Genomic DNA, 24,867 nt, shown 5'->3' with positions numbered 1-24,867 from the left:
CGCTCCACGTGAGCACGATTCTCTCTGAGAGCCGGTTAGCACCTGTCCGGATCATGCTTCAGTTCGCAACCTGACGGCGCTCTTCCGGCGTCAGCTTCTTCATCTGCTCCGCGCTCAATTGGCCGTCGCCGATCAACTGGAACGCGCTGTTCGGGTCGTACTGGCTCTGCTTGTCGTTGCCGCGCCGCTTCGGCTCCTCGCTGCCATCACCGCCGCCATAGCCGAGCACTTCGACGATGATCACGGATGGCTGGTCATTGGTGCGCGGCGGCGGCGCGGCCGCCTGCTGGGCGGCGGCGCCGGCGGTGTTCGATGCTTCGCTCAAGGCGCCGATGTTGGGCGCCTGGACCACCGGCACGCCGATCACGCCGCCTTGTGCCTGGATGTTGGCGGCGTTGACGATATGCAGCGCCGCGATGTTGACGAAACTCGACGCGCGGATGCCGGCCTCGCCCGCATCGACGGTGCCGAGCGGCGCGATCAGATCGACCGTCCCGCGCGGCACTTCCGGGATCGGTTGCAAGGTTGCGATGCCAGCGCCGCTCGACGGCACCACCGGCGATATCGTGACATTGCCGTAGCTGTCATAGGCGCGCTTCGGCGGCGTATAGATCACGGTGGTCTTGGCGCCGCGGCCGGCGTTGATATCGCCCTCCGCCGACCAGATCATGATGTTGCCGCCGAACGTCGTCATGATGCGCGACAGGCCCATCAGCACGCTGTTCTGCGAATAGATCTGGATGTTGCCCGCGCCTTGCGTGATCAGGCCCGCATCGGCGCCCGGCACCAATCCTTCGGTGCCGATCGTGACGCCGCCGCCCGGGGTCAGAAACTGGATGTCGCCGCCGAAATCGGTGTGCACGAAGCCGCTTTGAATCTTGTAGTTCGCCGCGCCCGGCGTGCCGGATGCCGCGGTGAAGATCGTGATGTCGCCGCGATAGGCGCCATCATGCGGGAACAGCGCCGCAATCGCCTCGCGGCCGCGCAGATAGGAACCGGTGCGCGGACCACCGACCTCGTTGTACTCGCGGCCACCTGCGGTCAATTCGGCATAGTAGACCTGCCGCAGGAAGATGCGCTGCTGCTCGCTTGGAAGCGCCAGGAAGTAACCGAGCGCATCGGCCTTGGCACCGGCATAGCCGAAGCGTTGCGTAAGCCAGTCGTAGAGCTCGTCCCCATAGGTCTTGGCGACCTTGCCGGGCTGGTCAGCGAGCGGCCCGGCGCCGGCGAGATTGTTCGGATCGAGATACAGCCTGGCAAAGGCGGACCAATCCACCTGCCCGACGCCAACCTCGCCCGCGCCAACGCCGGCCTGCATGACGACGCCCGCGCCAGGGCGGCTGTCGCCTGCCGCGAGAGCTCCGATGCTTTCGACCGTGGCCGTGGACCCCTGATAGATGTTCCTGCCCGCCGAGATTTCGAGCGTGCCCGGCCCGGCGATCGCCCATCCTTGCTTCGCCGCAAGTTGGAGCCCTGGCCAACCGGCATAGATGATGCTGCCGCCCGCCGCGATGGTCGACACGTCGTTTTGATCGCTGTGCAGGATCAGGCCCATCGTATCGACGATGTCGCCGCCCGCCAGCATCCGCAGCGGCCTGGCCGCCTGATACGACACGATATTGATGGTGGTACCGGCAACGATCTGTTTGTTTGTCAGGATCTCGCCATAGGTGATGCCCGTGATATCGCCGTTCACTGCATAGATGCGCGACGGATCGCTTTGAGCCGGTACGGCCCTGTCCTTCACCGTGTTTGCGTCGAAGACGAAGGGCTGTCCGCCGTCCGCGTAAGTGTAGACGTTCTGCGCACCGTTGACCTGGTCGGTTATCGCCTTGGGGTCGCCCCAATAGTTGGAGTTGGTCACATTCATTCCATCGGTCAAGGTTGCCCAGCCCGGCTTGAACGGTGTCGCCAGACCCGACGTCGGAGTCGTCAGAAGGCCGGTCTCCTGCATGTTGCCGAAGATCGATCCTTGCGCGAGAACCTCGAACGAGCCGCTCGATGACGGCAGCAGGAATCCTCCGCCGAGGCCGTAGATACTTCCGTTCGCGGCGACCGCATGCACGATCGACGGCAGGAAGTGGGAGGAACGCGGGCCGCTGCCCGGCGAGAGCGAACCACCGGCCGCGAACATGTCGAGCGCGGTGGTCCCGGTCCATAGCGAGAACCAGCTCGCGGCGGAGCCGCCATTGTCCACGGCGGTCAAGCCGGTGACACCGACACGGCCGGGATCGAGAATCGTTCCCACAGCGAGATCGCCGCGCGCGCGGATGTCGATCACGCTGTCGCCCGGCGCGAAGTCTCCGCCCGCGAGCGTCGTCATCGAATACGGCGTCAACGGATTGATCGGCCGAGGATCCGAGCCGCCGTCGTTACGGACGTTCGACGCCGTCAGGCTGCCGAAGTCTCCCGTTGCGATATCCGTGCGTCCGCGCAGATTGACGAACTGATTGCCGCCGGTGCCGATATCGCCGGCCTTCACCGACAGCGAACCGCCGCCGGTCTGCGCGAGGCTGCCATCGGCCATCACACAGCCGCTGCCGCCGACGGCGATGACGACGCCACGGCCTGCATCGCCCACCGTGCCTCCCGCTTGCACCGTCACATTGCCGCCGCCAAGCGCGCCGAGGCCGGAGAACGCGGACAGTCCCAACGACAACCTGCTTGGATCCTGGATCTGATCGACCGTATAGCTGCCGAAATTGATGCCCCAGGCGGTCCGCTGATCGATCTCCGAGCCACCCTGGCGCCACAGCCAGGATCCGATCGCGGTAGTTCGGCCCAGCAGTGTACCCCTGACATCACCTTGCGCGACCAGAACGAAATCGCCGCCATGCTCGGGGTAGTACATCCGCTCCGCGCCGAGCGTCGCCTGATAGTTGGCGTTCGCCGAACCCAGCATCGTGCCATCGGGCAATCTGCCGCGATCGAGGTTATAGGGATCGTTGGCCGCGGTCCCGGTCTCCTTGATGGCGGTGCCGGCGGTATAGACCCCGAATGCGGACTGCTGGTCGTAATTGCCGCCAGCGAGAATCTCGAGGTCGCCCGTTCCGGTGCGCACGACGCTGACGCCTGGCGTCGTCGGCTTGTTGATGGTGACGCTGAAGGGATCGTTCAGCACCACGTTGCCGGAACCGGCCAGCGCGTCGGCCGTCTGCAACGTGCGGCCGTCGGCACTCGCAAGGTCGGCGCCGCCGACCAGTCGCATCGACCAGGACTGCATCCCCGGTGCGAGCATCGGTGCGATCGCCCAGATCTGGCGATCGCCCGGTCCGGTCAACATGCTGACGACCGTTCCCTGCGGCAACACGAATCCAACCGGAAGATCGACGTCTTGCCGGAACGTGTAGCCTCTGAACAGCGTCAAGTCGGTGTTGGGCGGAAGCTTCATCGGCACGAAGAAGATTCCCGATCCAAGGAGCCGGTTCGCGCCAGCACCGTCGAAATAGACACCGGCACTGATCTTGCTGCCGGCCGGCCAGGTCACCGTGCCCTCGAGCAGCTCGCCATCCCGGTAGAGCACGCTGCCGTCCGGGCCGTAGATATTCCCGCCTCTCAGCGTCGGCTTGATGGTCAGGTTCAGGGTTATCTTGAACTGTTGTGACAATACGACATCGACAGGCAGCGGATGGTCGCTGCTGGGCGTGACGTTGATCCTGCGATCGAGCGCTGGGGCCGTGGCCGTGTACTCAAGCCACATGTTCACCTTGGCCGTTGCCGGAATCACCGACCCCGTACCGAGCGTCGTTCCACTGAGTTTGACGACGTAGCCACCGGCGCCCACCGTGGCGTTCTGCATCAGCGTTTCGACCGCGTCCGGCGACGCGGCTGGCGGCGCGAAGCCGTCGGTGATGCTGCCGTTGATCTTGAGATCGCCGGCGGCGCGGACGACGAGCACGCCCGGTTCGCCGGAGCCGCGCACCGCCGGATCGGCATTCGGCCCATAGCGATAGCCGGAGAGATCGAGATCGCCCTTCGTCGAGAGAGCCCCGTCTGACGCAATGGTGACGCCCGGCCGCAGATGGTAGGCTGAGCCATAGGCCGCGAGCCCGGCCAGGCGGTTCCGCAAGTCGGCGTTCTGGAGCGCCGCGCTGATGAACGCCGTGCTGTCGTCATTCAGGCCATCGAGATAGGCCTGGTCGATCGTACTGCCGTCCGGAAGGTCGTAGGTGCGGAACCCGTTCATCGCGATGCTGCTCGCACCGCGAATATTGAGCGGGCCGCGCGCGTCGATCGCGATGTCGTTGGCGCCCGCACCGTCTCCGCCGGTGCCGCCGCGGCGCGGCGCGTTCAGCTCAAGTTTGCCGCGTGCCACGCCATCCGGTGAAGTCATGTCGATGGTCGCGCCTGCGGCCAGCGTCATGGTGCCGCGCGTCGTGGTGAGTTCGACATGCGCGGTGTTGTTGGCCTCGATCGGCGCGCCGTAGCTGTCGGTCTGTAACACATTGCTATGGACATCGAGCACGGCATTCGAGGTGAGCCTTAGATCGTCGCGTGCAGACAGGCGGATGGTGCCGGGCTTCGCCCCGCTCGCATCGATCCTGCCATCGACCGTGAGGCTGCCCTGATCGACCGAGATCGTCACGGTGCGTGCGTTGACGCCGTCACCGATGCCAAGACTGCCCTGCCGCAGATCGAAGCCGCGGGCGCTGAAGAAACCACCAACGTTGAGCTTGGCATTCAGCGCGGCGAAATCGCCGAAATTCTGTGCCGCGACCGCGAACTGGCCGCTGTCGTAATCGCCGGTCGACGATCCCTTGAGCGTTCCGGCGAACGAAACCTGGCCGTGCGCTGCGTCGATCGCCCTGGCCGTGATCGAACCCGCAGCATTGCTGACGGCCGAGACGTCGATCACCGAACCCGCATTCTGGATGATGTTGCCGCTCGCCGAGCTCAGGATGAGATCGCCGCCCCAGCTGAACTTGGTGACGTCGAAGAAGGCAATGCTGCGACCCGAGAGGTCGAGGGTCGCGTTTGCGCCGAGCACGATGTCGTGCGTCGCATTCAGCGTCAGCTTGCCGGAAGGCAAGGCAAATGCGGTATCGACAAGGACGCTGTCGCCGGTGAAGGAGAGCGTGCCGCCGAGATCCGTCACACCGCGTGTGTCGGCGGGAGCGGCCCCCGCTACCCCGACCAGGCGTATCGCTGCGCCGGCGCTGACATCGAGCTTGGACCCGTTGCTGGCCGTGATCAGCGGGGTAGCGATGGTGAGCGCGCCGCCCTGCAAGATGCCGCTGCCGTCCTGGCTGAGCCCGACCTTCAGCGTGCCATTGCTGTTCGATGTGATGCTTCTCGCCGCCGTCAGCGTGACGTCGGAGAAGCCGAGCGCCAGACGGCTCAGGGTGGCGCCATCGGTCGTCTTGCTCAGCGAGGCGTCATAGCCGAACAGGATTTCGCTGGCGTTGATGGCGAGATGCCCCGCTCCCGTGCCGGGCCCGCTGGGCAGCACAGCGCCAGGCGCCTGGTTGCCGTAGGGGCTCGTGGTCGTGCCGCTGCCGGTACGGATGCCGTTCCAGACCAGCGTGTCGGCGGTGATGCTGGCAGTGTCGCCCGCGGCGCCGAGACCGTAGATGGCCGGTGTATTGAGCACGAATTTGAGAGAATCGGAGGAAGCGCCGCCCTGGCGCGTGATGTCGAGGTCGACACTGCCGATCAGATTGAAGGCGCCGCTCGCCGTGATGATGAGCTGCTCGAGCGCGGGCGTGCCGGCGGTCGTCGACGGCCGTAGCAGCTTGTCGAGCACGCTCTGGGTGAGATTCCAGCCGGTCGGCAAATGGCCTGCGGCCAGCGCCGCGGCAAGCGCGGCCTCGGTGCCGACATTGACCTGCGCCTGCGTGACGTTGAGGTAGCGCGCACCGAAATTGACGTCGCCCATCGTGAGTCCGCCCGGGGCAGCGAGCACCACACTGCCGTCGGTCAGCAGCGAGGCACCGCTCGCAATGCTGATCTTGCCGGGTCCAACGGCATCCAGGAACTGGAACCAACCATTGGCCACCGCGAGCACAGCGGGACTCTGGTCGGGATTCGCCGACGTGTAAGGTCCGATGTTGGAATAGACGTAACCGAGCGTCGAATCGACGAGACTATTGCCCAATCCGCGCGTATCGACCGTCGCGCCGCTGGCTATGTTGATGGTGTTGCCTACCAGGAACACCTGGCCCGCGCTGACAATCGTTCCATCGAGCAGATTGACGGAAGCGGTCGAGCTTCCGTCAAAATAGATCTTGGCGCCGGCTCCGGGATTGTCATCGGTGAAGTATACGCTCGTGCCGCCCAACAGAAGCGTCGGCGCCTTGAAGGCATTGATATCGGCGCTCGAGATCGAGACATGCCCCGCGATGGGCGTAACGCCTGGCGCCGTGATGTCGAGCACGGCAGGCCCTGTCGTGGTGAACGACGGTCGGATGATCAGCGTGCCGTCAATGCCGCCTTTGGCGCCATCGAACAGTGCGGCGCCTGCGAAGGACAGCGGATTGCTGCCGTCGGACGACGGACGAAGGGTGATGTCGAGCACCTTGCCGTCCTCCGGCAAGCGAGGCCGGAAGCCGCCGAAGGTGGCGGCCTGCGCTCGCTCGAAGTCAGCATAGCTGGTCTCGTTGTACTGCGAATAGAGCCGTGCGGTCTGGCCGGACGTGAGGATCACGCGCGTCGGCAGCGCGTCCAGGATTCCAGTGTTGGCAACTCCGAGATAGCCCGATGTGACGACCGAACCGTTACCCGCCGTCACAGCCGGCGTCACGGTCGTTCCGGTCACGCCGAGCTCGACCCGGTAGCCGCCAGGCACCAGCGCATAGCTCGAGGGCAGCAGCGTATAGGTGCCCGCCGGTACTCCCGGCACACCGGAGGGAAGCGTGATTTGCTGGCCGATCACCGGATCGCCGGCACCGTTGGTTGCGATCACCGGCGCGTATTTGTCCGCCGAACCAGGTACGATCGCATAGACCTTGTTGCCGGCAGCGCTATAGCTGTTGACCGGATTGGCGTTGACCAGCGCCGTCTTCAGCACATCGACCGAGCCGCCGCGGCCGGAGACGAAACCCGCGCCCGTGAGCGTGCCGCCGCCGGTCAGATCGATCACGGCCCCGACCTCGCCTATGAACGACGTGGCATTGATCGAAACGCCGCTGGCGATCTTTACGCTGCTTGTATGATCGTCATAGGACGCACTTGCAAGATTGTGCAGCGTGCCGTCCGCGCCTTGATAGGTGATGCCGTCCGAAGTGCCGCCAAATGGCATGATCAGGCCGGCCGCGCTCGCGGAGGTGATGCTGCCGCTGCGGAACGTGATGTTCGATTGGGCCAGGGTGTTGGCGAGCGATTGATAGTTGTTGAACCAGACACGGCCGAGCGGCGCCCGAACGACGCCGCCCTGATCGATGTTGGCGGCAATAAAGACGAGATCACCGAAGACCGATGCCGGGACCGCCGGCGTCTCGTCGTCATTGCGGCGGATGACGAGACGAGCATCGGAATCATAGACGCTGTTGTTCCCGCCCGGACGATTCCCGACCTTGATGATCGCGACGGCGCCGCTCAAGGGATAGATCTGGTCCGCGGTCAGCGCGAGATTCTCGACATCGAGCCCGCCATTGCCGAAGCGGATGTCGCCGCTGCTTTGCAACGTGACCTGATGAAAGCCACGGGCATCGAACGCAACGCTGATGGGCCGCCCAAGATCGACGGATCCACTGCCTTGTTTGCCGGTGGCACCGAACTGGACGTTGCCGTAGACGTCGACGAGGTCGCCCGCGACGGTGAAATTTCCGCCGTCGGCCGGATTGCGGACATGAAGGTCGTTGATGCCGGGCGAATACCCGATCTGCGCCTGCGCCTTGGCCGCGTCGTAAACGCCATCCAGACGGACATAGGGCGCGGACAGGCGGATCGTGCTGTTTGGTGCGTCGGGCGCCGCGGCGATCACGCCGCTGGACAGGTGAAGGCTGCGCGACAGGCTGAGATCGACATTGCCGTCGAAGACGAGAAGATCGCGCGTGTAGAGCGAAAGCGAACCGAAGCTGCCCTTCTCGACCTGGTCGACGCCGATCACCGTCCGCCCGAATTTCAGGGCCGGATCGGCCTCGCCGGGCGACAGATCGGCGCTCAAGCCGCTGCCCGGCGCGTACTGCACCAGCGTGATATCGCGCGACCGCTGGAATGCCTCGGGCAGATTGCCCGTCGCATAGGGCGCATTCGCGTTTGGCTGCCCGACGGCATAGCCGCGGCTCGACATCGTCAGATTCAGCGTGCCGCCGGAAGCGCCACTGCCGCCGGAAGCGGCGCGCAAGGTGCCGTCGAGCGCCATCCCGAAACTGGAATAGAGCGAGATCGCCCCGCCATCGCTCGCGGCGAGGGTCGGCACATAGCGATTGCCGTTGAGGACGTCGACGAGCGCGGCAGTCCCCGACGCATCGATCAGCGCGCCCGGACGAACGATAACGAAGGCATCGCTGACCACGGGATAGCCGTCTGAATCGAGCGCCCCCGTGCCGCCGATCCGGATCGTGCCGCCATCCGGCACCGCCGCGTAGGACACCCCGCGCGCGTCGCGCGACACTGCATCACGCGCCGAGACATCGAGCACCGCGTCGTCGCCGATCCAGAACGAACGCGTCAGGCTGAATTCGCCATAGCCCATGTTGTACCGGTTGTCGCCGGGGGCGTCTTGCAGGCTCGTGATCAGGATGTTGCCGGCGGGTGCCATGATCGTGCCGTCGATCACCGTTTGGCGATTGGCGTAGATCGAAACCGAGCGGCCCGGATCGACATTGATGGACGCGCCCTTCGCCAGCGTGAAATCGTGCAGGCTCGAGAACGTCACGTCGGCGCCGACACGCTGCGTGGCGCTGTGCTTGAAGGGGTCGATCGTGAACCTGGGTGGCGTCCAGAGTTCCGCGGCATCTGCGACGAGGCTCCCGGTGGCCGCGGTGAAGCTGCCCTCGGTGAAACGATAGACCGGCACCGCAGCGTCCACGCGCGTGCCCTCGCCGATCTGGATGCCGGTGTTGCTGCTGATGTTGTAGGCAGTAAAGCCGGACTGGAAGATCGCGGGATCGAGCACCAGCGCATCGGCCACGGCTTCGCCGATCGCGATCTCCTGGCCCGCGTTCAAGGTCAACGTGCCGCCGCCGGCAAAACCATAACTGCGAATCGTGCCATCGAGGATCAGCGGATTGGTGAAGAACTGCGTCCACGCCAGATGCGAATAGTCATTGGCGATGAGGCTGACATTGCCGCCCTTGCCGCCGATCGTCTTGCCGGACGACAGGATCGCGCCACCCGAGGACACATCGATGAGCGACCCGCTGGCGAGCGTGATGCCGCCGGTCGTCGACACGGTGAAGTTGCCGCCATCCAGATGCGCCTGACCGGAAGTATCGGCTCCGGTCAGTCCGTTGCTCCACAACCCGCTGAGATCAACGGTGACCTTCTCGCCGATCGTGACCTGCGCCTTGCCGTTGGCGTCATTCAGCGCCCACCATTGCTCGTTCTGCCCCTGACCGAGCAGCGCATGCATGAGATTGGTCAACGTCACGCTGCCGCCATGCGCCGTGACGTCTGCGTCGAGCTCGAGATGCGGCGCCGCTAAGGTCACCTGCGCGCCCGGGGCAAGCTCGAGCGGCGCATCGACCACGATCTGCTTGCTGCTCGCAACGTTGAGCCCACCCAGCTTGGCGGCATTGAGTGCGTCCGAATTGAACAGCGCCGTCCCGATCCGGTCGTCGGGCAACGCCGACGAGGCATTCAGCGTGTCGGTGATCCCGGCCGTTCGGCCGAACACGACCCGCGCGTCGGATGCGGCGGTGAGGCCGATTCCCGAATAGCCGCCGAGCGCGAGCTTGCCCTGGAGCGGCGCGACATTCTGAGACAGCTTGTAGCCGTCGGCGATGCCGTCCGGCCGCTCCGTGGTCTGGCGTGAACCGGTGACGACATCCGCGAGGATGTCCGCTTCGAACACCGCCGTCGGCGTCGACAGCACCAGAGACCCGGCGTCGCGGCCGATGGTGTAGCCGTCCTCCCAGCGGCTCGTCAGCCGGCCCTTGCCGAACGGATTGGCCCAGACTTCGGTCAGACTCGGCGCAACCTTGCCGCCGAGCTTGTGCTCGCGGATGAATCCGGCGCCAAGACCGTAATACGTCGTATCGGCGCGTGCCTGCCCGATGCTGTAGAGGCGGCCGTCCGCGCCCAGCAGATTGGAGGTGAGGACATAACCGCCCTGATAGCTGAGCGAGCCGCCGGAGACGTCGAACACCGCCCCTTTCTGCGCGACGACCTCCGGCCCGGCCAGCGTGACGGTGCCGCCGACCGCGACCCATTCGCCGATCCGGTGAGCGCTGTTGGCGAGATAGCCGGAGACCTCGAGCAGGCCGCCCGGCGTATAGTAGCGGTCGGTCGCATAGCCACCGCTGCCTGCCGGCACCAACACCAGGTCGCGCGCGTCGATCCAGATATCCGCGTTCTTCAGGTAGTCCGCATCACGGTTGCCGGGCGAGTCGCGCAGCTCATTGCCTTGCACGTTGATCAGCAGGTTGTTGGACGACATCGGCAGCAGCACGCCGCGCACGCCCGAGACGTCGATGACCGATCCGCTCTCGGCGAAGACGCGATGGCTGGCGCTGACCGCCACCTGGCCACCTTGCGCCTGCGTGATCGAGCTGTCCTTGAAGGTGACGGTGCCGCCGCTGACGATCTCGATCCGTCCCTGGTCGAGCCGGTCGGACAGCCGCGAAAGGTTGTCGAACTGGGCGTTGGCAACCGGAGTATGGGTGAACGCCGTGGAATCGGCGACCAACTGGCTGCGCTGGCTGTCGAGCGCGGTCTCGCTGCTGTCGAGCTCGGGCAGGATCGTGGTCAGGCTGCCGCTGCCGAGCGTGATGCTGCCGGCCGCATCGGAAGCTGCGTTCAACAGGTGGATCGTGCCGCGGGTGTTGACCGAGCTGGTGGCGACCAGCACCCCGTCCTGGGCGATGCTGCGGCCCGCCAGCGTGATGTCGCCCTGCTGGGCGAAGATCAGGCCGGAATTGCCGACCGCCGCGATCGCATCGCGCACGATCGGCGAGATTTCGTTGCCGCGCGTGGTCGAGGCCTGGTTGGCGTCGGTGCTGTACCCCGGCCGCAGCAGAAAGTCGTTACCGGCGGCAAGTTGCACCTGGCCCCGCGGCGCGCTGATCGAGCCGGCATTGCTGACCTCGGTGCCCATCAGCAGGACGAAGCCGCCGCCCTGCGTCACCGACGACGGCGCGTTGGTCGAGATCAGCGCACCGGCCTCGACCCTGACGGCACCGCGCGCGCCGGTGAAGCTCGGCACGTATTGGCCGCCGGCCTGCTGCGCGTAGATGCCGTTGGTGAGGAACTGGGTATCGGTGATGCCAGCGCTCGAGGCGATCAGCGAGCCGACATTCACCTGGCTCGCGCCGCCGAAGATGATGCCGTTCTGGTTGATCACATAGACCGAGCCGTCGGCCTTGATATTGCCGAGGATCTGGCTCGGCGCCGTGCTGCCGACCACGCGGTTGAGCGCGACCCAATTGGCATTGCCCTGCTGGTCGAAGGTCAGCGTGGTGCGTGCGCCGACGTTGAACGAATTCCAGTTGAGGATCGCCTGCGCCCGGGTTTGCCGGATGCCGACCTGGGTCTGGCCTGTGGCATCGATCGCCTGCGTCGGCGCGTTCGCGCCCTGCCATCCCTGCGCCCCCTGTAGCCCGCCGGGCGCAAGGCCGTTGGGGACCGCGACCTGCGGCAGCGTCACCGAACGCTGCGAGGCCTGCGCCGCGCTGCGCGCTGCATTCTGCAAGCCCTGCATCGCCTGGATGGCGCGCGTCGCCCGCGTCATCGCATCCTGGCCCTGCTTGGCGGCGGCCGCCGCATCCTGCGCCGTCGATTGCGACGCAGCCATCGCCGCGGCCGATGGTGAGGCTGTCCAGGCCGACCCAAACGGACGCGCGTTCACCGGCGCGTTGGCAAGCAGCGCCGCAACGCTGACGCTGCCGAACAACGCAGCGCGAATGGTGGCGCGGGAGAGAGAGCTGGAGAAGCGGGGAACCATGGGATCGCTTTCTTGCGCGGGAGCCATATGCAGCCGAGTCTTCGTGTCGGCGCCGGCACCGAGACCCTCGCGGCTGTGACGATCCCGACTAGGGCGACCCGCACGCTGGACCCGAACTTTTTTCGCAAGCCCCGCGCGGCGCCTCCTCAGCTCAGCAACACGATGCCGCCGGGAAGTGCTTTGGCCTTCACGCCAAAGGCTTGCTCGAGCTGCAGGAGAACCTCGTCGGTGCGGTCGATATGGAAGCGGCCGTTGACCAGACGGGCATTCAGCTCGGCATTGACGATGAAGATCCGGCCCGATCGGTACCGGTTCACCTCCTCCACCACCTTGGGCAGCGGCGTGTAACGGAAGATCAGCAAGCCCTCTTGCCAGGCTGCCTCGACCGCCGGATCGATCGCGACGATATCGCCGAGGCGCCGCTCGTCATAGGCGACCTGCTGCTTCTCACGAACGACGCGGGCATTTCCCTGATGCTCGACGCGAACCTCGCCTCCCAGGCAGGTGACGCGCACCTCGGCGCCGAGGTAGCGCACGTCGAACGAGGCTTGCGTTGCCACCGTCTGACCGCTGGACGCAATCACGGTCACAGGTTTGGCCAGTCGCGGACTGGTCGCGATCGATGCCTGTCCGGTGATCAACTCGATCCGGCTGCTGTCGCCATGGTCCGGCCGCAACGCGATGCTGGTTCGCGTATCCAGGTTGATCGACACGCTGTCGTTCAGCGCAAGCTTGCGCTGCTCTCCCGTCCCTGTCCGATAGTCCGCCGCAAGCTCGGACCATGACGGCCAGAGTTCGAGCGGCGGATGCAGCGCCACCGCTCCTGCGGCCACCGCTGCGGTTGCAAGTCCGCCGCGAAGCACCAGCCTGCGGGTCATCACGCGCCGGGCCTCGCCATCGAGCAATGCGTCGACCGATGCAGGATCATAGCGGAGGTTATCACTGGCGTTGCCGACCGTTTCCCAAAGCTTGCTGGCCTTGGCGAAGGCGATCGCATGGGCCGCGCTCTGCCGGCGCCACAGCTGGAATGCGTCGGCGTCCTCGACCGTCGCGTCGCCGGACGTCAAGCGCCTTACCCAGGCATGTGCTTCCTGCTCCAATGCGCCAAGCGCCATCGTCGATTTGCCGCCTTTGCCCGTCATGCGGACATGCCTCGCAGCGCGCCCGATCGGCGGCTGTCGCCGCCGGGTCGTCCGCTTGTCCATTTGACGTTCGCCATGGCCATGAACCGCACAATTATTTTCCGAGCTTCAGCGCGCATTGTTCCTGGGCGATGCGAAGCTCCTTCTCAACCAGGCGCAACGAGACCCCAAGCCGGCTGGCAATTTCCCGCTGCGGCATGCCTTGAAGGCGCGCCGCCAGCAGGATGACCCGGCGGCGCGGCGTCAGTTCCGCGATCGCCTTCTGCAGCGCCTCGATCTCGAAGCGGGCTTCCGCAATCTGGCCCGGCCCCGGCGCATCGTCCACAATATGAAGCAGATCCTGGACCTCGTTGCGCGCCAGGCGGCGTTTCTCGGCGCGCTGCCGGTCGATCGCGACATTGAACGCCATGCGGAACAGATACGCGGCCGGGCTTTGCACCGACCCGGTCACTTCGGCCTGCCCGAGACGGAGATAAGTGTCCTGCAACGCATCGCCGGCGAGCTCCGCCGATCCCAGGCGGCGGCTCAGCCGCAGCTTGAGATCATCGTAACGGGCGGCCAGAAAGTTGCGCAGCATGATGCGGGTTGCGTCGCTCATCGCATCCAGCTCAATTCGCCGCGCCGCTGGTACGAATCGCGTCGATCCCGGCGCAATCCTGCGTCTGGTCCGACGGGCGCGGCGCGACAACCATCGTCAGGGGTTGCGCGATGCCCGGCGGCGGCGCCGCCTTCATGTTCAATCCGCGCAGCGTCGTCTCGATCGTGCCATCAACGCGCGCATCGCCGGTCTTGCCCAGCAACCTGGCCTGCTCAACGGTTCCCGTTGGCGCGATCCAGAACTGGACGGCGATCCGATAGCGGCCCGGTCGCAGCAGCGTGTCCTTGCAGAACGCGTCGCGGACGCGTTCCTGCACCACGGCATAGTAGCGGTCACGAACCGCAGGATCGGCTTTTCGCGCGTCGATCTCTGGCGTCGCGCGCTGCCCGGCCGCCGGCGACGAGGGCACGATCACCACCGCATTCTCCGACGTCAGACGGCCGACAAGCCCGGTGCCATCGAGCAGGATCTGCAAGGCTTCGGACGGCGCGAAGACGCCCCGCACCTCGCCCGAGCGCCGGCCGGTCGCGAGCCGTGCGTCATAGAGCACCTCGCGCTTCGAGGTGGCGCCGTAGCTCTCCAACGCGGAGGTCAGGGGTTGCGACGGAATATCGAACGTCATCGGCGGCGCGGCAGCGGCCGCGCCCTGTTGTCCCGCCGCGACATCGGCGCCGGCGCCCAGCATGCAAAGACAGATCAAAACGCGTAGTCGACGAGCGTCTGAGGGGCGCCCTGCCAAGCCCCTCGAAAGATATCCAATACTCATCGCATCCGCGTCGATTGTTTCCCGGGCGGGTCACTGTGTCCAATCTGCAACGTTAACGCCGAAGTGTGACAACGGTGCGTAAGCCGCTGTGCGGGGGTCCGACCCGCACTGGAACGGCAGCCCGCTCTACTTCTTCAGCTCGGCATAGAGCTGCATCACCCGCTGCGGCAGCACGTCGATGCGCGGCACGCGAAGCGCGTGGCGCGCGCCGAAGATGCGATCGAGCTGGGCAAATCGCCCCTCGCCGATGCCGAAGGCGAACAGATCGGTGCCGCGCCGGCGCAACTGCTGAGCGGCACGGCGCGCGTCCTCGACCAGATATTGCGGGTCCGGGACATCGACGTCGGACGGCTCGCCATCGGTGAGGACGAGCAGCACCTTGCGGAACGCACGGCGTCCCGCGAGATAGCCCCCCGCATGCCGCAACGCTGCACCGAGCCGGGTGGAATGGCTACTGCCGAGACTGGCGAGCCGCGACCGAATGATGGCATCCATCGGCTCGTCAAAGCCCTTGATGCGCAGATAGCCGACGCGCTCGCGGCCGTCGGAGCTGAAACCGTGCACCGCGATCGCGTCATTGGCAGCGTCGACTGCCGCCGCCATGATTGCGGCGGCCTTGCGCTCGACATCGAGAACCGAGCGGCCACGGCGGTCGCGGTCGGCGGTCGATTGCGACAGGTCGAGCAGCAGCAGGATGGCGAGATCGCGCGGCCCCGGCGCATCGCGCTGGTAGACCCTGGGTTCGCTGATACTGCCGGCGCGCCGCTCGATCGTCAGCGCAATCGCCGCGTCGATATCGAGCGCCTCGCCGTCGCGCTGGCCCTTGTGCCTGATTCGCCGTCCGATCGACGCATCGCGCGTCAGTCGCGTGATCCAGCAAACGGTCTCGGCGTCGGTCGGCGGATCGAAGGATTTGGCGGAGGCGACGGCATCGGTCTCCAGAATGGTGGTCCAGTCGGCCCGCTCGGCACGCGCGGCATAATCCCATTCCGGATAGGTCGCGACCGGAAATCCATCGAGCAACGTGACCGCGCTGGGCTTCGCACGCAGCGTCTCGTCCGGCCGGGCATTGTCGTCGGTGGAGCGTCCATCCGCGTCATCACGCCGTTCGATCCGGACGGAATCGACCGCGAGTTCGATGGTCTCGGTCGGGCTGTCCGGTTGATCGCCAAAATCCCACAGCGCCAGATTGTCGTCGCGATAGGCCGGTTCGACCACATAGCTCCTGGCGTTGAACTGCAACCGCATCTGCCCGATGTCGTTGCCGAGCAGGCCGCCGATCTCGCGGCTGATCGCCGGATCGGTCCACCGGTCGGCGGCAGCGGCAAACAACTGTCGTCCCTTCGTTACCCAAGCATCCGAATCCTGATAGCCGGGATCAATCAGCGCCCGCGCCAGCCGCATCATCAGTCCGGCTGCCGTCGCCTGGCCGGACGGCACAACGTTGTGAAATGGCAGCCAAAGCCGGCGCAGCCCGGGCATGTCGCCGAGTGCCAGCGTCTCGACCCGGGCATCCTCGATCAGCGATACCAGCGCGATTTGCAGCGCCTTCAATCGCCCGACCGGAAAGCGGACAGTGGAATGCGCAAGATGCGCGCCGGCATGCGCCACCGCCGCGAGATAGATGGCATCCGCCCCCTCGCCCGCGAAGCCGGGAAAGGTCTCCGGGAGGCCGATGAAGCCGGCGGCGAGCGAGGTGCGCCGCGGGACCGGTGTCGGTGCAATGGCAAGCTTGCGGAAACGCGGCTTTCTCTTCCACAGCGCGAGCATGGTCGCTGCGAGGCGCTTCTCCAGCCGGGCAAAATCATCGCTGGTCCGGCCGACCGCGAACAGCCGCACCGAGAGCGGATCGTCGAGTGCAAAATAGCCGCGGCGGCGCGATGCGCGGCCGCCACTCGCGCGCAAGCCGGCCGAAACCCAGGCGGCAAAGTCCGCGGCGCCGGCATGCGCCAGCAGTTGCTCCAGCCGGCCGATCGCAAGACCCACCGATTCCGGTCCCGCCTCTGCGAGCTCGCCAAGCGCGGCAAGAACGGCGGCGAGGTCTCCGGCATCCGCAAGCCGCGGCAGCACCTTGGACATCTCGGCGAGCAGCGCATGGGCAACGCGGCTCCCCGCGCTGCGGCCGATACCACCGGCGGCGCGGCCGATCGCGATCAGATCGTCGGCCGGCCGCCTGGCCGGCCATTGCTCGGACAGACGCAGAAAGCCCAGCAGCACGGCCTGACCGAGATTGGCCTCGAACAGGTGGTGCACGGCCTCGTCCCAGGCCGGGAGGTGATCGGGCTGGCCTGTTCGGCGCAACGCGGCCCGCGCGGTCTGCACGGCCGCGCCGAGCTCATCATGGCCGCGCAGCAGCGTCGCAAGCCGCCGCTCGGATCGGAAGCTATCGAGCGAACTGATTTGCGCGACCGCCACCTTGCACGCTTCCATTCACGCGCAGGCCAAAATCACGTCGCGCAACGTGTTCCTGGTGTCGACGTCATCGGTCAAGGGCACGACGATCGTGGTCTCGCACGCCTTCTCGAGGCTGATGCCACAGCCGACCAGGCGGCCGGCATTCACCAACATCCGGGTCGAGGCGCCTTCGTCGAGACCCTGGCCCTTCAGATTGCGGCTGTGCTGTGCGATCTTCACCAGGAGGTCGGCGAGATCAGGCTCGATGCCCGCCTCGCGCGCCACCACCTCGGTTTCCGCCGAACGGTCGGGGTAGCCGAAGTCGAGCGCCGCGAAACGCTGCTTGGTGGATTCCTTGAGGTCCTTGATCGCGCTCTGGTAGCCCGGATTGTAGGAGATCACGAGCTGAAAGTCGGAATGGGCGTGGATCAGCTCGCCGCGCTTCTCCAGCGGCAGCACGCGCCGATCGTCGGTCAATGGATGGATCACGACCGTGGTGTCCTGACGTGCCTCGACGATCTCGTCGAGATAGCAGATCGCGCCAAGGCGCACGGCCGTGGTCAGCGGACCGTCGCTCCACACCGTCCCCTCCGCATCGAGCAGCCAGCGGCCGACCAGATCCGCCGCCGTCATGTCCTCATGACAGGCGACCGTGATCAGCGGGCGGCCGAGCCGCCACGCCATATACTCGATGAAGCGGGTCTTGCCGCAGCCGGTGGGGCCTTTCAGCATCACCGGTATGCGGCTCGCATAGGCCGCACCGAACAGTTCGACCTCATCCTTGAGCGGCCGGTAATACGGCTCCTCGCGGATGCGGTACTGGTCAAGCAGCAAAGCGGGGTTGGACAAGCTCACGCCTCCCATGATCGCGCAGGCAGCCGTTCGCAACCGGACATCACGATGCGAGCAGTTCCTTGAGCTTGGTGTCGATGAAGCCGACATCGACCGGATTGGTCCCCGGCCCGCCCGCGAAGTGGCCCCAGATCGACGGCACCGGCACGAACTTGGCGTTCGGCATGTTCGCCACCTCGTTCTCGCTGTCCTCGGGCGGGAAGTAGAGATCGGTCTGCCCGGGCATGACATAGGCCTTGGCCTTGATCGCCCTCAACGCGGCCTTGAAGTCGCCGTTGTAGACCTCGTTGGCGCTGATATCGCCGTTCTGCCAGGTCCACAGCATCGCGAGCAGATTGTTCGGATCCTTGGGCAGGAAGAAGCCCTCCCAGAACGCGACCAGGAAATCCTCCAGCGACGAATAGCCCATCGTCTTGATGTCGAGCTGCTCGCGATAGAACGCCTGCGAGAAGCCCCAGCCGGCATAGACCCGCGCGGCGGCGCGCAGGCCGCGGGCGGGCTTGTCGGTGTACCAGCCCTCCTTCCACGCGGCGTCCGCCGTGAGCGCGGCCTTGACGCCTTCGAGGAACACGTAGTTGTGCCGGGAGCACTTCGCCGAGCCGCAGAACGGCGCCAGCAGATCCATCATGTCGGGATAGAGCGCGCCCCAATGGAACGTCTGCAACGCCCCCATCGACCAGCCGACCACCAGGCGAATGTGCTTGATACCGAACTTCTCGGTCACCAGCCGGTGCTGGGCACGCACATTGTCGTAGGCCGTCACCTGCGGAAAGCGCGGTCCGTTATAGGGCTCCGGCGTGTTGCTCGGCGACGACGACAGGCCGTTGCCCAGCATGTTCGGAATGATGATGAAGTATTTCGCGGGGTCGAGCGCCATGCCCGGCCCGATCAGCCATTCATTGTCATAGTGCTGGCCCGAGTACCAGGTCGGATAGACGATCACATTGTCCTTGGCCGCATTGAGCTGGCCAAACGTCTTGTAGGCAAGCTTGCAGTCGCGAATGGTCGCGCCGCGCTGCAAGGCCAAATTGCCGAGATCATAGATCTGATAGTCGACGCTCATTGATGTATCCTTCTTGCTTGATTGAGCTGATCGCTTACGCGGGCCGCGCCACCTTTTCGGTCGAAGAGTCCACCCGCGCGATCGCGCCGTACACAATGCCGGCGACCAGCGCGGCTGAGATCGCAGTGGACAACCCCGGCATCAGGTTTTCAACCGCAAAAGCGCACAGCGACCCGATGCCCCAGGCAATGAAGGGCTTGCCACGCCAGTCGACATCCGCACGCGCCTCGGTGCGCAGCAGATACTGATCGACCAGGATGATCGCGCCGATCGGCGGCACCAGGATGCCGAGCAGCGACAGCCACTGGATGAAGAACGCCCAGACGTTGCCTGCCGCCACGACGATGCCGATGACGCCGAGGATCACGGCCATCAGCCGCATATTGGTACCGAGGATACGGGACCAGCCGGTGGCCGCATTGTAAAGACAATGTGAGCACACCGAGCCGAGATTGGTGTAGAGAAAGATGAACGCGAGGATGCTGAGCCAGGTCAGCTGCTTGCCGTTCATGAAGCCGAACATGTTGTCGACGCCGAACGGATTGGCGTTCGGCACCGCGAGCGCAGCCGTCATCACGCCGCCGACCAGCATCGCCACCAGATTGGCGAACGGAAACGCGCTGAACGTGGCGAACAGCGATGCTCCGGGGCTGGGCGCCCAGCGGTTGAAGTCAGCGGTCACGGTGCCAGCATCGATGAACAGCGCCAGCACCACTGTGAGGCCGACGCCCATCGACATGCTGGCCACGCCATTGTTGCCGGCATAGCTGAAGATCGCCGCCGACGTCGTGGTCGACGCCGCGTCGGCCGCGACCCAGAGGCCGAGCACGACGAACAGCGGCACCGACGCCAGCCCGATATAATGCAATCCCTTCACCCCGACGAAAGTGATCCCGATATAGAGCACGCCGGCGACGATGGTCATCGCCACGTAGTTGAGACCGTAGGTCGAGGAAATCAAGGCGCCGGTGATGCCGGTCTGCACCGCATACCAGCCGAGCAGCAGGGTCGACAGCAGGCCCGACGCCAGCACATAACCCTTCTTGCCGAACACGATGCTGGCGATCAGCGCGAAGTTCATGCCCTTCCGCGTGCCGATCAGGCCAAGCGCGCCGACATACGCAAACATGATCAGATTGCCGATGATCATCGCCACCAGCGCATTCTTGAATCCCATGCCCAGCACCAGCAGCGATCCGGTCATCGCGCCGGTGATGATCATCGGAAAGCCCAGCCACACCATGGTGACCGAGAACGCGCTGCGCCGGGCGCTGATCGGCACCGGCTCGTGCTCAAACTCGTGGCCGAGAAGGTCGTCGATTTGCCCCTCAGTGTGATGAACGACACCGCTATTGGCTTCGCTGCTCATGGCAACCCCCGTTTCCCCTTGCAACAGTTTTCGGTACCGTGCCGGCGCGTGTGATCGCGCCGGCACGGCTCGATCTCTCAAATCAACGGTGTGCGACCTTCTGGTTCGGAATGCCCTCGATCGGACATTCGTCGGTTCCGACGGACGGACGGGTCATGGCTTCGACCATTTCCCGCGTGCCTTCGGGATCCGTGATCCAGTTCTTGTAGAACGTGTACGGGCACACCGCGTGGCCGCGGTCGCCTTCGCCGGAGTTGATCAGGCCGGTATAGCCGCGGTGCATCAGCTTGAAGAGATGGTTCTGCGACTGCATGTTGCGGCGGGCGTCGCGGATCAGGGAGACCGAGAGCTGGGCGTACTGGATGCCGTTCTCCTCGGTGCCGCACTCGCCGAGCGTCCGGCCGTCGAAGCCGATCAGCGCCGAATGGCCGAAGTAGGAATAGACGCCGTCGAAGCCGGAGGCATTGGCGACCGCGACGTAGCAATTGTTGGCCCAGGCCATCGATTTCGAGATCTGGATCTGCTGCTCCTTGGCCGGATACATGTAGCCCTGACAGCGCACGATCAACTCGGCGCCGCGCATCGCGCAGTCACGCCAGATCTCCGGATAGTTGCCGTCATCGCAGATGATCAGGCTGATCTTCAGCCCCTTCGGCCCTTCCGAGACGTAGGTGCAGTCGCCGGGATACCAGCCCTCGATCGGCACCCAGGGCATGATCTTGCGATACTTCTGCACGATCTCGCCCTTGTCGTTCATCAGGATCAAAGTGTTGTACGGCGCCTTGTTGGGATGCTCCTCGTGGCGTTCGCCGGTCAGCGAGAACACGCCCCACACCTTGGCCTTGCGGCAGGCGTCGGCGAAGATGCGGGTCTCCTCGCCCGGCACCGACGAGGCCGTCTCGTACATCTCCTTGGAGTCGTACATGATGCCGTGGGTCGAGTATTCCGGGAAGATCACGAGGTCCATGCCCGGCAGGCCGAGTTTCATGCCCTCGACCATCTTGGCGATGTTGCGCGCGTTCTCCAGCACCTCGGCCTTGGTGTGCAGGCGCGGCATCTTGTAGTTGACCACGGCAACGCCGACCGTGTCCTTGCTGCTCGATATGTCTCCATGCAACATGTCTCGACTCCCTTTCTTGAACGATAAGTCCCGCTACACGGCCATGTGCAGCTGGATGAGATCATCGGTGAGCTCACCGATCGCGCCCTTGGCGACGACGCGTCCCTTTTCGAGCAGCGCGAAGCGGTGAGACGCACGCCGCGCGAACGCGACATTCTGCTCGACCAGCACGACCGTGATGCCGCGCTCGCGGTTGAGGCGCGTGATCACGTCCTCGATCTGCTCGACGATGTTCGGCTGGATGCCTTCGGTCGGCTCATCCAGCAGGATGACCTTGGGCTGGGCCAGCAGCGCCCGCGCGATCGCAAGCTGCTGCTGCTGGCCGCCGGAGAGATTGCCGCCATAGCGGTTGAGGAAATCCTTGAGCACCGGAAACAGCTCGAGCACCCATTCCTCGATGCCGTTGGCCGATTTGGCAGCGAAGGTGCCGAGCGTCAGGTTCTCCCGCACGGTGAACTTCGGCAGGATGCCGCGGCCCTGCGGCACGTAGGCGATGCCGGCCTTGGCGCGTTGATAGGTCCGCAGCGGCGAGATGTCGGCGCCGTCGAGCGACAGACGTCCGGTGACCCGGTCCATCAGGCCGAGGATGCTGCGCATCAGCGTGGTCTTGCCGACCCCGTTGCGGCCGAGCACCGAGAGGAATTCGCCGTTGCCGACCATCAGGTTGATGCCCTGCAAGGCGCGGCTGTTGCCGTAGAAGGCGTCGACGTCGGTCAGCTCAAGCATGGCTGATACCTCCCGATCCGAGATAGGCGCGGCGGACTTCCGGATGCGCCTCGACTTCCGCCGCGGTGCCTTCCGCCAGCATCTGGCCCATATGCATCACCGAGATGATGTCGCCGATCGCCTTCACAAAACCCATGTCGTGCTCGACCACGATCAGCGTGTGCTTGCCCTTGAGCCGCGCGAACAATTCGGCGGTCTTGCGGGTCTCCTGCGCGGTCATGCCGGCAGTCGGCTCGTCCATCAGGATCAGCTCGGCGTCCTGGGCGACCAGCATGCCGATCTCCAGCCACTGGGTCTGGCCGTGCGACAGATAGGCGGCCGGCCGGTCGAGCTGTTCGGTGAGCCCGACCAGTTCGGCCAGGCGTTCGACGTCCTCGCGTCCGGCATTGCCGATATTCCAGCGCAGATTGCCCAGCACGGAGGTGCGGCGCGCCCGCGCCACTTCGAGGTTCTCGCTCACCGAAAGCTCGCGGAACACGCTGGGCACCTGGAACTTGCGGCCGACCCCGGCGCGGGCGATCTCGTACTCCTCGAGATCCTGGAGCGCGGTACCGTCAAAATTGACGGTGCCGCTGCTCGGCTTGACTTTGCCGCAGATGATGTCCAGCGCCGTGGTCTTGCCGGCGCCATTCGGCCCGATCAGGCAGCGCAGTTCGCCCTTGCGCACGCTCATGTTGAGCGCGTTGAGCGCCTTGAAGCCGTTGAAGGAGACCGAGACGTCGCGCAGATCGAGATGCGAGCTCATAGGCTGCCCTCCGTCTGGCCGACGCCTTGCGCAACGCGACCACTGGCAGCCTGGCGACGCTGCACGATCCAGCGCAGGATGACTTGCGCCAGGCCAGCGAGCCCTTTCGGCAGGAACAGCACGACCAGCACGAACAGCGCGCCCATCACCAGCGTCCAGGTTTCGAGGAACGCCGCGGATTCGGACAGCGCACCCTGCATGCCCGCCACCAGCACGGCGCCGAGGAACGCCCCGACCAGGCTCTGCCGGCCGCCGACGGCGCACCACACCACGACCGAGAGCGAGAGCTGCACGCCGAGGAAGGTCGGCGAGGCAAACTCCATCACGACCGTGTAGAGCATGCCCGCGAGGCCCGCGATCGCCGCCGACAGTGCGAACACGAAGATCTGGTAGAGCGCGACGTCGTAGCCGAAGTAGCGCACCCGGCTCTCATGGTCGCGGATCGCCTGCACGATCAGGCCGGCCTTGGACTTCGTGAAGGCAAAGGCGACCAGCAGGCTGAGCAGCACGCAACAGGCGACGAGATAATAAGTGGCGCGGCCATAGGCGTCGAAGGCGACGCCGAAGATCTCGAGCTGGGCCAGATCGGTGATGCCGTTGAAGCCGCCGGTGTAACTCTGCTGGTCGATGATCACGAGATTGATCACCACCATGGTGGCGAGCGTGATGATCGAGACATAGACGCCGGTGACACGCCCGCGGAACATGAACCAGCCGAGCGCCGCCGCGACCAGCGCCGGCACGATCAGGCCCGCGGCGATGGCAAAGGACAGCGAGCGGAACGGCTCCCAGAACCACGGCAGATGCGCGACATTGTTCCAGACCATGAAGTCCGGCAGGCCGCTTGCTCCGGTGTGCACAGGAACGGTCTTGAGCTTCAGCGCCATCGCCATGGCGTAGGAGCCGAGTCCGAAGCTCATCGCCTGGCCGAGATTGAGGATGCCGCCGAAGCCCCAGGACAGCCCCAGCGATATCGTGAGGATGCCGAGCACCAGATAGCGCGCGACCTTGTTGAGCAGGAAGTCGTTGTTGAGCAGCACAGGGAGCGCAAACACCATGGCGCAAACGACGAGTATCGGAGCAAGCTGCCCGATGAGGCGCTGCAATCCGCTGGAAGTAGAAGCATTCGACGGCATGAATCGGCGATCTGTCTCAGGCCCGCACGCGTGCGGTGAAAAGCCCTTCGGGGCGGAAACGGATGAGGACGACGATGGCGAGCAGCACGATCGCCTTGGCCACCGTGTCGTTCTGCAGGAAGGCGATGCCGCCGGAGAGCTCGCCGAGGATGAAGGCGCTCGCCACCGTGCCGGCGAGGCTCTGCACGCCGCCGAGCACGACCACCATGAAGGCATCGACCACATAGCCGGTGCCCATGTCCGGCGAGACGCTCTTGAGCGGCGACACCAGTGCACCGGCGAGTCCTGCAAGGCCCGCGCCGTAGGCAAAAGTCAGCGCGTAGACCCGCTTGGCGTTGATGCCGAACGAGGCAGCGACCGAGCGGTCCTGGATGATGGCGCGCAGCTTCATCCCGACCGGCGTCCGGTTCATCAGCAGCCAGGTCGCACCGAACAGCGCGATCGACACCACGAACAGGAACACCCGGTACGACGAGACCGAGATGCCGAACACGTCCATGCTGTCGGATAATGCCGGCGGCAGCTGCACGTAGCGCAGCTCGCTGCCGACCGATAGCCGAACCGCCTGCTGCAGCATGATGCCGACGCCCCAGGTCGCGAGGATCGTATCCAGCGGCCGGTTGTTGAGCAGGCTCAGGACATAACGTTCGATGATCCAGCCGAACGCGGCGACCACGAGGAAGATCGGAACCAGGCTCGCCAGCAGGCCGAGCCCGAGATAGGTATGGAACACCCAGGCGGCATAGGCGCCGAGCATCACGAACTCGCCATGGGCGAGATTGATGATGCCCATCGAGCCGTAGATGATCGATAGCCCCAGCGCGACCAGCAGCAGGATCGACCCGATGCTGAGTCCCGTGACGATTTGTTCGATGAATTGGTCCACGTCGGGATCCGCTCTTCCGTGTTCGTT

Annotated in this window: 13 protein-coding genes; all 13 read right to left on the bottom strand. The window is 65.4% G+C overall.

Annotated features, from left to right (window positions below):
* Positions 1–58: 58 nt before the first annotated feature.
* The gene (locus tag CWS35_RS19905) at positions 59–12,043 is read right to left on the bottom strand and encodes a filamentous haemagglutinin family protein (protein ID WP_168226354.1); all 11,985 of its coding nucleotides are present in this window, start codon (positions 12,041–12,043) and stop codon (positions 59–61) included.
* A gap of 146 nt (positions 12,044–12,189) precedes the next feature.
* Positions 12,190–13,185, bottom strand: a complete 996-nt coding sequence (locus CWS35_RS19900; RefSeq protein ID WP_168226353.1) for a FecR domain-containing protein — start codon at positions 13,183–13,185, stop codon at positions 12,190–12,192.
* A gap of 94 nt (positions 13,186–13,279) precedes the next feature.
* The gene (locus tag CWS35_RS19895; protein ID WP_100953308.1) at positions 13,280–13,783 is read right to left on the bottom strand and encodes an RNA polymerase sigma factor; all 504 of its coding nucleotides are present in this window, start codon (positions 13,781–13,783) and stop codon (positions 13,280–13,282) included.
* Positions 13,784–13,793: 10 nt separating this feature from the next.
* On the bottom strand, positions 13,794–14,468 hold the full coding sequence (locus CWS35_RS19890; protein ID WP_157817189.1) for a secretin and TonB N-terminal domain-containing protein: 675 nt from the start codon (positions 14,466–14,468) through the stop codon (positions 13,794–13,796).
* A 207-nt stretch (positions 14,469–14,675) separates the two neighbouring features.
* Positions 14,676–16,964 (bottom strand): nitric oxide reductase activation protein NorD, encoded by a 2,289-nt coding sequence (locus CWS35_RS19885; RefSeq protein WP_157817188.1) that lies wholly within the window; start codon positions 16,962–16,964, stop codon positions 14,676–14,678.
* A gap of 15 nt (positions 16,965–16,979) precedes the next feature.
* A complete protein-coding gene (locus CWS35_RS19880; RefSeq protein WP_305764544.1) occupies positions 16,980–17,792 on the bottom strand; it encodes a CbbQ/NirQ/NorQ/GpvN family protein in 813 nt (270 codons plus the stop codon).
* A 46-nt stretch (positions 17,793–17,838) separates the two neighbouring features.
* On the bottom strand, positions 17,839–18,858 hold the full coding sequence (locus CWS35_RS19875) for an alpha/beta fold hydrolase (RefSeq protein WP_024579760.1): 1,020 nt from the start codon (positions 18,856–18,858) through the stop codon (positions 17,839–17,841).
* A 34-nt stretch (positions 18,859–18,892) separates the two neighbouring features.
* A complete protein-coding gene (locus CWS35_RS19870) occupies positions 18,893–20,227 on the bottom strand; it encodes a cytosine permease (protein ID WP_100953300.1) in 1,335 nt (444 codons plus the stop codon).
* A gap of 82 nt (positions 20,228–20,309) precedes the next feature.
* Positions 20,310–21,347 carry an aliphatic amidase gene (locus CWS35_RS19865; RefSeq protein WP_024579758.1) on the bottom strand — a complete coding sequence of 346 codons (1,038 nt, stop codon included), beginning with the start codon at positions 21,345–21,347 and terminating at the stop codon, positions 20,310–20,312.
* A gap of 33 nt (positions 21,348–21,380) precedes the next feature.
* Positions 21,381–22,073: an urea ABC transporter ATP-binding subunit UrtE gene (gene urtE, locus CWS35_RS19860; RefSeq protein ID WP_024579757.1), complete on the bottom strand. Its 693-nt coding sequence runs from the start codon at positions 22,071–22,073 to the stop codon at positions 21,381–21,383.
* On the bottom strand, positions 22,066–22,818 hold the full coding sequence (gene urtD / locus CWS35_RS19855) for an urea ABC transporter ATP-binding protein UrtD (RefSeq protein WP_100953298.1): 753 nt from the start codon (positions 22,816–22,818) through the stop codon (positions 22,066–22,068). The genes urtE and urtD overlap by 8 nt, the downstream gene beginning before the upstream one ends.
* A complete protein-coding gene (gene urtC / locus CWS35_RS19850) occupies positions 22,815–23,876 on the bottom strand; it encodes an urea ABC transporter permease subunit UrtC (protein WP_244442145.1) in 1,062 nt (353 codons plus the stop codon). Before urtC ends, urtD begins: the two co-directional genes overlap by 4 nt.
* A gap of 94 nt (positions 23,877–23,970) precedes the next feature.
* On the bottom strand, positions 23,971–24,840 hold the full coding sequence (gene urtB, locus CWS35_RS19845) for an urea ABC transporter permease subunit UrtB (protein ID WP_050627888.1): 870 nt from the start codon (positions 24,838–24,840) through the stop codon (positions 23,971–23,973).
* Positions 24,841–24,867: the final 27 nt, after the last annotated feature.

This window comes from Bradyrhizobium sp. SK17, assembly GCF_002831585.1.
GTDB lineage: Bacteria > Pseudomonadota > Alphaproteobacteria > Rhizobiales > Xanthobacteraceae > Bradyrhizobium.
The sequence above is the reverse complement of the archived record's forward strand: the minus strand, read 5'-3'. Positions and strand labels throughout refer to the sequence as shown.